General features: G+C 47.9%; 4 protein-coding genes. All 4 read left to right on the forward strand.

Annotated features, from left to right (window positions below; all coding sequences use genetic code 11):
• The first annotated feature begins 797 nt into the window (after positions 1–797).
• Complete coding sequence (locus I2503_RS04350) at positions 798–7,952, forward strand: Rib/alpha-like domain-containing protein (RefSeq protein ID WP_196967152.1); 7,155 nt, start codon at positions 798–800, stop codon at positions 7,950–7,952.
• Positions 7,953–8,083: 131 nt separating this feature from the next.
• The gene (gene rnpA, locus I2503_RS04355) at positions 8,084–8,449 is read left to right on the forward strand and encodes a ribonuclease P protein component (RefSeq protein WP_196092403.1); all 366 of its coding nucleotides are present in this window, start codon (positions 8,084–8,086) and stop codon (positions 8,447–8,449) included.
• Positions 8,427–9,251 (forward strand): YidC/Oxa1 family membrane protein insertase, encoded by an 825-nt coding sequence (locus tag I2503_RS04360; protein ID WP_348769621.1) that lies wholly within the window; start codon positions 8,427–8,429, stop codon positions 9,249–9,251. Before rnpA ends, I2503_RS04360 begins: the two co-directional genes overlap by 23 nt.
• A gap of 20 nt (positions 9,252–9,271) precedes the next feature.
• Positions 9,272–10,387, forward strand: coding sequence for an RNA-binding cell elongation regulator Jag/EloR (gene jag / locus I2503_RS04365; RefSeq protein ID WP_196967153.1), 1,116 nt, complete (start codon positions 9,272–9,274; stop codon positions 10,385–10,387).
• Positions 10,388–10,536: the final 149 nt, after the last annotated feature.

The following is a 10,536-nucleotide window of genomic DNA, read 5'->3' on the forward strand; positions in this document are numbered from 1 at the left end:
ACATACTAGATAAGAGTATCAACATGTATGAGTAAGAGGGAGATCACCCTTGTATGAATGAAATTTGGTTTCCCTACCCCTCCTTTTGGAGGGGTTTTTTGCGGTTCAAGAATTGTAATTCTCATTGGATGTCAAAATCTGATGCTCATTACATTTCAAAACTGAATGTGTTATAGTCTTTTAGTTTGCTTTTAGTACAAGGCAGCGAGTCGCAGACAGTACTGAAGTACGGCAAGACGAGCTAACACAGTAATAAAAGATAAACTAAGAGAGTATAATCCTCTCCGCCGAACCCCTTTGATTGCGTGCCTTGCACGCTTTAGCGATAATATAGTCTTTTAGTTTGATTTTAGTACAAGGCAGCGAGTCGCAGGCAGTACTAAAGTACGGCAAGACGAGCTAACACAGTAATAAAAGATAAACTAAAAGAGTATATTCCACAGGTCTCCCAGACCTGTGGAACTACCATCATCGGCTATCCTCGTCATTTTTTGAAATTCCGCGAGTATTCTGATTTTGAAATTAGTTCAGTATAAATTTCCCAAGGAAAAAGGTAGAGAAAGCATGGACTTTTTGCGGATTTTGAACTAAAATATAATATGATACATTGTGAAAATTGAAGGATGTCCTAAGAACAAATTGGATAAAATCGCGACCTAAAAACCGAAGAAATGGGGTCAAGGCACGACATGTTTTCCAATTTGCGTTCAATGAGTAATGACTGATTGATTTTCCATGTATGAGAGATTCTTTTGAAAAAACTTCGGGGATTTTAAAAGAAGGAAGGAGTTCTATGTATGAAAACTGAACCGTTTACAAAAACTGTTCAACGATTTTCCATTCGAAAATATTCCATCGGAGCAGCCTCCGTTTTTCTTGGAAGCGTGATTTTTGGCGGAGGTCCAGTTCAGGCAGCTGAACAGGCAGCAGCAGATGTTCCAGAGGTTAAGGAAGGTTTGAGTGTAGAGGCTCAGAATGAGCCGGCCGAGGCTTTAGGAACTGAATCTCCAGTGGTTTATCCGGCGGATGCGACCCTTGGAGGAGCGGAACTGCCGCCCCCTGCCCCTTCAGGTGAAACACTATCCTCTCAGACGGAAGATTCCCGTCAAGCAACTTTGGTCCAGTCAGGATCGTCTACGGTCGCGGAACCCTTGAAAGTGGAGCCGGTTCAAGCACGTGCAATACAGGAAGAACCGAACTCTTTGGGAGAGACAGTCGCAAGGACCACTGCTTCAGACCAGTCAGAAACAGAGAGCACAAATTCAGTGTCATCTGAAAAACCTGTGGCAGTAGAGGCTAACCCTAACCAAGTGGTATCAGAAGCAGGCCTTTCCGCTACAGAGGTAACTCCTGCTAAACCACAAGCCCCTATTGATTTAGGCGTGAACGGATTTACTCCGAATGTGGTCGATCCAAAGTTCATTGTGGAAATTTATGGTGGAACCTATTTTGACCGCTTTGAAAACAAGGGCAATCAGATCATCTTGCGCCAGACGAACTGGAACAAGTTCAAGGGAGTGGGTTTCTCGCAAGAATACAATCAGGAAGGCCAATCCGGTAACTACTTGCTTTGGTTTGAGAATCCAAATTTTTACAACAATATTGAGAGCATTAAGGTTAAGACGGATTCCATTTACGATGTGAGTCTGGAATTGACTTCGAGCCAGGAGAACCAACTTTGGTCCATCCCGGTGCTCAAGCGCTTTGTCAGCTTCCCAGATGATCCCAATAACACATCGGATGCAACTAATTTTCCGCTAACGATTACCCTTAAAGACGGCAAAACCGTGACGGAGCTCGTGGGTAGTCAAGCTGTGACTTTCGGATCTGCTTTTGTAAGTGGAGACAACTACGATCGCGTCTTCAACATCAACCGTTTGGTCGTTGACACCTTGAATGGCGCTTGGTTTGCGGCCGATATGCCTAACCGTGATGCTTCCCAAGCAGAGACGACGGTAGATAGTATTTTTTCCGATACAAAAAACCGGAAGACAGCTGATTCACCAAGTAACCAAGAAGTTTCCGAAATTCTTCCCCTTGTCACTGAAGATGGACAAGTAAAAGGCTTCAAATTTATAACCCGGTATGAACTGGTTAAGGGCCGCAGTGTGCTAACCGAGCCAGCGGGTACCATTCCTTACATCGTTCAAAAATTACCGGCGGAATTGATGAGCCTAGTCGATACCAACCAAGTGAGCTTGTATGCTTCCAATGCTGGAGGCGTCGGTATCAGTAAAGCGATTCCTTTGGTGGTGGATGGTACAGGCCTTGTCCACACAAAAAATACTCCAGCTATCAGTTTGGAAGGCGTCAGCAGCCAAGAAGAAGCCGAACGTAGACGTCAGAATCTGGCTCCGATCTTCCGGCCGATTATTGAGGAAGTCAAGACCCCAAGCGTCACCTTGAGTGGTTATTATGAACCAGCTGCTTATACCATCGAATACACTCTTAAGAATCCACTCAGTCGAGCCGAATTTGCAGCTCAAATTGCTGCTATTGCGGACGCAAGTGGAGCTTCTGCCTTGGCGGAAACTTGGAAAGAGCGTGGAGTCATGGTGGGCTCTAGTCAGTCAGCTGGCATCATGCGAAATACTTATTCCAACTCTTACATGGATCGTTCAGTCTTGCAAGTGGAGAACAAGTTAAGTGGACAAATGACTCAAGCGGATCTTTATGAGGGTCACTACCCAGTCCTCGATATCCAGATTGGAAAATCAGAAGTGGTGCCTCAGACAGGTCAAGTTCCGAGGGGAACACAGTTCAGTGTAATTTCTGATAATAGATCCCAAATTGAATTTGATGGTCAAGGGAATGCGACCGTCACTACACCCGCTACCGAGAAACCTGGGCGGACCGCTTATACCGTTCAGGTACGTTACCCGGATGGTTCAACAGAACGCCTGGTCCTAACGGTCAATCGCATCCCAGCCACCAATGAAGAAGCTGAACGCTACAACCCAAGTTACACTCCTGCGACGGTGGAAGCCGGTAACCAAGTCGTCTTGGAAGGCCAAGGACTTCCATCTTCAGTAAGCTATAGCGTGACGGGGTCGGGTATGACCATTGATTCACAGGGGCGAGTAACTGTGGCTGTTCCGCTTGACGCAGTTAGCGGCCCCGTTCACGGCCAGGTCACTGTCCGTTACAGCGATGGTTCAGAGGATTTAGTTCCAGTAATGGTTCAGGTGACAGCTAAACCAGCAGCTGAACGCTACAATCCAAGCTATGAGACCGTGCATGTTCAAGCGGGCGATCAAGTCGTCCTAGAAGGTCAAGGTCTTCCATCTTCAGCAAGCTACAGCGTGACGGGATCCGGTATGACAGTGAATAGTCAGGGAAGTGTGACTATCGTGGTTCCGGCAGATGCGGCATCAGGTAGTTTGACGGGTCAAGTGACCGTCCGTTACAGCGATGGTTCAGAGGATTTAGTTCCGGTTACTGTTCAAGTGACAGCTAAACCAGCAGCTGAACGCTACAACCCAAGTTACACTCCTGCGACGGTAGAAGCCGGTAACCAAGTCGTCTTGGAAGGCCAAGGACTTCCATCTTCAGCAAGTTATAGCGTGACGGGATCCGGCATGACAGTGGATAGTCAGGGCCGAGTAACTGTCGTGGTTCCGGCAGATGCGGCAACAGGTAGTTTGACGGGTCAAGTGACCGTCCGTTATAGCGATGGTTCAGAGGATTTAGTTCCGGTTACTGTTCAAGTGACAGCTAAACCAGCAGCTGAACGCTACAACCCAAGTTATGAGACCGCGCATGTTCAAGCGGGCGATCAAGTCGTCCTAAAAGGTCAAGGACTACCATCTTCAGCAAGTTATAGCGTGACGGGATCCGGCATGACAGTGGATAGTCAGGGCCGAGTAACTGTCGTGGTTCCGGCAGATGCGGCAACAGGTAGTTTGACAGGTCAGGTCACTGTCCGTTATAGCGATGGTTCCGAGGATTTAGTTCCGGTTACTGTTCAAGTGACAGCTAAACCAGCAGCTGAACGCTACAACCCAAGTTATACTCCTGCGACGGTGGAAGCCGGTAACCAAGTCGTCTTGGAAGGCCAAGGTCTACCATCTTCAGCAAGCTATAGCGTAACCGGATCCGGTATGACAGTGGATAGTCAGGGACGTGTGACTGTTATTGTGCCAGCAGACGCGGCAACAGGTAGTTTGACGGGTCAAGTGACCGTCCGCTACAGCGATGGTTCAGAGGATTTAGTTCCGGTTACTGTTCAAGTGACAGCTAAACCAGAAGCTGAACGCTACAACCCAAGTTACACTCCTGCGACGGTGGAAGCTGGTAACCAAGTCTTCTTGGAAGGCCAAGGACTTCCATCTTCAGCAAGCTATAGCGTAACCGGATCCGGTATGACAGTGGATAGTCAGGGACGTGTGACTGTTATTGTGCCAGCAGACGCGGCAACAGGTAGTTTGACGGGTCAAGTGACCGTCCGCTACAGCGATGGTTCAGAGGATTTAGTTCCGGTTACGGTTCAGGTGACAGCTAAACCAGAAGCTGAACGCTACAATCCAAGCTATGAGACCGCGCACGTTCAAGCTGGCAATCAAGTCGTCTTAGAAGGTCAAGGACTACCATCTTCAGCACGCTATAGCGTGACGGGATTCGGTATGACAGTGGATAGTCAGGGCCGAGTAACTGTCGTGGTTCCGGCAGATGCGGCAACAGGTAGTTTGACGGGTCAAATGACCGTCCGTTACAGCGATGGTTCAGAGGATTTAGTTCCGATTACTGTTCAAGTGACAGCTAAACCAGAAGCTGAACGCTACAACCCAAGTTATGAGACCGCGCATGTTCAAGCGGGCGATCAAGTCGTCCTAGAAGGTCAAGGACTACCATCTTCAGCAAGCTATAGCGTAACCGGATCCGGTATGACAGTGGATAGTCAGGGCCGAGTAACTGTCGTGGTTCCGGCAGATGCCCAAACGGGCAGCCTGCAAGGTCGTATCACTGTCCGTTATGAAGATGGATCTGAAGACGTTGTTCCACTTACGATCCAAGTAATAGCTCGACCTCTAGCAGAGGTTTATAATCCTGTTTATACCCCAATAAGCCTTCAAGCCGGAACTATGGGGCGTCTAGGAGTGGAAGGTCTACCTGAACGTGCGACTTATCGCGTGAGTGGTGAAGGGATGACCATTGATGATTTTGGTCGTGTGACGGTAACGATACCAGACGATGCTCCAACGGGTACACGGACTGGTCAGGTAACCATTACTTATACCGATGGCTCAGAAGATCTGGTTCCAGTTTCTGTTCAAGTAACAGCCCGACCAGTTGTAGAGTGGGAAGCTGAGCGCTACAATCCAAGCTATGAGACCGCGCACGTTCAAGCCGGCAGTCACGTTGTCCTAGAAGGTCAAGGTCTCCCAGATCAGGCCACCTATACAATTGTTGGAACCGGCATGACTGTGGATAATCAAGGGCGCGTCACTGTCGCTGTTTCAGAAGACAGTGCTACTGGTACATTGACAGGTAATGTAACTCTTCGTTATAGCGATGGATCCAGTGATGTTGTACGCGTCACTGTTCAAGTGACGGCGCGACCACTCGCAGAGTTTTACGCACCAAGCTATACCCCAGCGACTCTCCAACAAGGCGGAACAATGACCTTAGGTAGCCAAGGCTTCCCGGTAGAGGCAAGCTACCAGGTTTATGGGGATTATATGGCGGTGGATGATCGAGGTCGGGTAACGGTAAGCCTACCTGCGGATGCTCCAATTGGGGGCTTGGCTGGTCTAGTTACTGTGACCTACCTAGACGGTTCCCAAGATCAGGTTCCTGTTCAAATTACTGTAACAGCTCGACCAGAAATCAGTCGTGAAGCGGATCGTTACAATCCAAGTTATCCGGAAAGTGCCCTCCAAGCTGGTCAGCAAGTTATGGTAGAGGGTCAAGATCTTCCAGAACAGGCCACCTATACAATTGTTGGAACCGGTATGACCGTGGATGATCAAGGTCGAGTAACGATTAAAGTTGATGAGAACAGTGGTTCCGGGACCCTTCGTGGAGTCGTCACTGTCACCTACTCAGATGGTTCCCAAGATCAGACAGCGGTGACCGTCCAAGTAACGGCCCGGCCACTTGCTGAACGCTACAATCCAAATTATAGTCCAATTACTGTGGAGGCTGGAAATCAAGTGATTCTTGGATCCCAAGGCTTGCCACGAGAGGCGACTTATCAAATTGAGGGCGAAGGCATGCGTGTCGATGCTCAAGGACAAGTAACGGTTGATATTCCAGCTGATACCCCTGCGGGTGATCGGACTGGACAAGTTACCATCACCTATACGGATGGTTCTCAAGACCGTGTGTCCGTTGTGGTGTATGTGACAGCTAAGCCTGTTGTAACACCGGATGCTGACAAGTACAATCCAAGCTATCCAAGTCTTGAAGGTGAGCAAGGAAGTTTGGTTGAACTGGAAGGACAGGGACTACCAGAACAAGCCCGTTACCGTATTGTTGGTTCCGGTATGCGCGTGGATCCATATGGTTTGGTTAGTGTACCAATCCCATCTGATGCGGCTGTAGGTAGCCTTATCACAGGTCAATTGACTATTCGCTATGCTGATGGTTCAGAAGACCTGATTCCAATTACTGTCCGTGTTAAAGAATTATCACGTTCAGAAGCTGAGAAGTTTGACCCAAGTTATGACTTGATGGAAGTACAGGCCGGGGAAGAAATCCTAATTGAAGGAAATAACTTGCCAAGTTCTGCTCGTTACAGCATTAGTGGATCTGGTATGACGGTGGATGCTCAAGGTCGTGTAAGGGTTTCTGTCCCATCCGATGCTGTAGATGGCACCCTTGAAGGACAGGTGACTGTCCACTATACCGATGGCTCAGAAGACCTGGTGGAAGTCAGGGTAATCGTGATCGCTAAACCAGTAGAACCGGAAAAACCAGAGATACCGGAATCCGATCGCTACAATCCAAGTTATGCTACTGCGACCGTTCAAGCAGGAAATCAAGTAGTCTTGGAAGGCCAAGGTCTTCCAAGTCAGGCCACCTATAGTGTTGATGGTCCAGGCATGACCGTAGATGACCAAGGTCGTGTGACTGTAGTTGTTCCAGCGGATGCAGCTAGCGGCAGCTTGACAGGTCAAGTGATTGTACGCTACAAGGATGGTTCAGAAGACCGGGTAGTTGTGACAGTAGAGGTTGTAGCGAAACCGGCAGATCCAGATAAGCCGGTAACCCCTGTAGAACCGGAAAAACCGGTGATTCCAGAAGCAGACCGTTATAACCCAAGCTATGTAGCTGTTGAAGTGGCAGCAGGCACCCAGGTAACTATTCCAGGTGTAAACCTCCCAACTTCAGCCAGCTACAGAATTGAGGGCACAGGTATGACTGTGGGCTCCAATGGTTGGGTGACTGTAGTTGTTCCAGCGGATGCTAAGTCAGGCAGTCTCACGGGTTATGTATCGGTTCGTTACAATGACGGCTCAGAGGATCGGGTGCCAGTGACGGTAACTGTCAAGGAGACCGCCAAACCAGTTGATCCAGAGAAACCAGTAAGACCTATAGAACCGGAGAGACCAGTAACACCAGTTAATCCGGAAAAACCAGATAAGCCGGTTGATCCAGAGAAACCAGTGACACCGGTAGAACCAGACAAGCCGGTAATCCCAGTTGATCCAGAGAAACCAGTGGCACCGGTAGGACCAGAAAAACCGGTCACACCGGTGGTTCCGGAGGAACCAGGGGTACCTGGTGAGCGTGAGGAGGCAATAGTGACGCCTCTGGTGATGCCAAGTCATGGAACTCAGTTGGAGTCCGTGACAGGACAGCAGCCGGATTTGTCTGCGGCTCAGATGCCGGTGGAAGAAGAGCTTCCAAATACTGGAGAAGTTCGCAATCCATTGATGCGCTTCCTAGTTTGGTTGCTGTCTCTAGTTGGTTTTGGTTTCCTTTTCCAAAAGAAAAAAGAGGAAGAGTAAGTCAAAATAGTTGAAAAGCAGGTGAAATCCGATAGGATTTACCTGCTTTTTTTGCTCTCTATCCCTTGCTGCTATTGGATTTATTGGAAATTGTGGTATAATAATACTAATTTTGATGAAGGAAGAAGATTGTGAAGAAGAGCTATCGTATCAAAAGAAATCAAGACTTTAAGGCTCTGTTAGCTCAGAAGCGGAATAAAGCTAATCGGAAGTTTGTGGTTTACCAGATGGATAGTGACTTGAAACATTTTCGAGTGGGGCTTTCCGTAAGTAAGCGTTTGGGAAATGCAGTGACTCGTAATCGTATCAAGCGGCATTTGCGCCATCTCCTTCAGAAACACCAAGATCAATTAGCAAATGTGGATATTCTGTTGATTGCCCGTAAGGGGGTTGAAGATTTATCCTACGCTGAGATGGAGCAGAATTTGCTTCATGTACTCAAGCTAGCTGAGATCTATCAAAAGGAAGAAGATTGTGAAGAAAAAGAAAATTCTTAGTGTGCTGATGATCGGAGTAACCATGTTGCTCTTGACAGCCTGTGGGACTTCTCAAGTTACCAGTCAATCGACCGGTCTTTGGGAACAGATTGTTTATTTATTTGCGGAGGCTATTAATGGGCTTTCTTTTGGAGGCAATGTTGGTCTAGGGATTATTCTCATGACCTTTATTTTGCGGACGGTACTCTTGCCGGTTTTCCAATACCAAACCAAGTCTTCTCAGAAGATGCAAGAGATACAGCCTGCCCTTCGGGCACTGCAAGAGGAGTATCGCGGACGTGGCCGTGAAGGTCAGGAAGAACTAGCCCGTAAGACGCAGGCTCTTTATGCGGAGCATGGTGTTCGTCCTTTTGCAGCCTTCATCCCCCTCTTTGTGCAGTTACCGATTTTGCTGGCCTTCTATCAATCCCTCACACGAGTGGATATCCTGCAAGGAGCCCACTTCTTGTGGTTGGATCTTAGCCAACCCGACCCTTACTTGATTCTCCCATTTTTGGCCGCAGCACTCACCTTCGGGTCCTCTTGGCTATCTACTTATGCTTTAAAAGAAAAAAATGGATTGACATCCAGTATGACTTACATCATGCCAGTGATGATTTTCTTCCTCTCGCTCTCGGTAGCAAGTGGGGTGGCTCTCTATTGGACCGTCTCCAATGCTTATCAAGTTGGGCAGACGCTATTGTTAAACAATCCATTTAAAATAGTAGCGGCACGGCAACGTGAGGAAGAAGTTGCCAAGCAAAAGGTCGCTGCGCAACGCAAGGCCGAACGTAAGGCGAAGAAAAAGAGAAAGAAAAAGTAAAGCGATAAAGGAGTCTACTTATGGCACGTTATACAGGAGCTACCGTTGAGGAAGCCATTCAACAAGGTCTAGAAGACCTCGGCCTCCCTCGTATGAAAGTTCGCATCAAAGTACTTGCTCGCGAAAAATCAGGCTTTTTAGGATTCGGTAAAAAACCAGCTCAAGTCGAAATGGAAGCCTTGGATTTCAAAGAAGACTATGATTTCGAGGATACAACCCCTCTTCCAAGTTCGCTCCTAGCCGAAGCGGAAGAGATTGAGGAAGAGGTTAGCCCAGAAGCCAACCTCCAATCCTCAGAAGACATGGCAGAAGCTATCTCCAAACTTGAAGAAACCGGTAAATTAAGCATCCTCTTCCCACGCGACCTTCCGAAAGAGACTTTGGGGGAAGAAGAGGAAGCCGCAGTGGATGACCAGTTGGAATCTCAAGCAACTGAGATCTCAGAGCCTCTTATCCAGGTTGAAAGTGTAGAAGTGGCGTCTGACCCGGCTGAAGTTGTCGACACCGAGCCAGAATTGGAAGCGGAGCCGGAAATTGTAGAACAACCAGAAACAATCGAAGAGTCTCTAGCTGAGGAAGAAGTTGGTGAAGTGACTTTCGTCACAGTTGACCCCGAACCAGAGCCTGAACCGGTCACTTTTGTCCGCCGAGAGCGCGATAGCTTAGAAGAAGAACAGATGGATCAAGCGCAAACTTATCTAGAATCTGTTCTCCGAGAAATGGATGTTGAAGCAACAGTTTCTGCCTCCATCAGTCGTCGGACCATTTATTTCCAAATTGATACCAACGAACCAGGGCGCGTGATTGGGTACCATGGTAAGGTTCTGAAGTCCTTGCAGCTCCTAGCCCAAAACTACCTCTATAACCTTTACGGACGTACACTCTTTATCTCCATCAACGTCAATGACTATGTGGAACACAGAGCAGAAGTTCTCCAAAGCTATGCTCAGAAACTAGCCCTCCGGGTCCTAGAAGAAGGCCGAGCTATGGAAACCGATCCCATGTCCAACAGCGAACGTAAAATCATTCATCGCATCATCTCTAAAATCGATGGAGTTACCTCCTACTCAGAAGGCGACGAACCAAATCGTTACGTCGTAGTGGATATTGAAGAAGATGAAGCCGAATTAATCTGACAAGAAAACCTCTCCGTCCTTGGCAATGTCATTAAGTTAAGGATTTCGAAAGCTCCTAAATCGAGCTTTCGAAATCTTTTTTTGCTATACTTAGGCTCAAGGAGGTGGATAGAATGCCAAATCAAGTAAAGAAGCAACTACGAAATAGT

It is taken from the genome of Streptococcus sp. NLN64 (genome assembly GCF_015831295.1).
GTDB lineage: Bacteria > Bacillota > Bacilli > Lactobacillales > Streptococcaceae > Streptococcus.

Bases quoted from the DNA above. Each gene is read 5' to 3' on its own strand.
- I2503_RS04350 (WP_196967152.1), top strand. From the start codon at position 798: ATGAAAACTGAACCGTTTACAAAAACTGTTCAACGATTTTCCATTCGA.
- jag (WP_196967153.1), top strand. From the start codon at position 9,272: ATGGCACGTTATACAGGAGCTACCGTTGAGGAAGCCATTCAACAAGGT.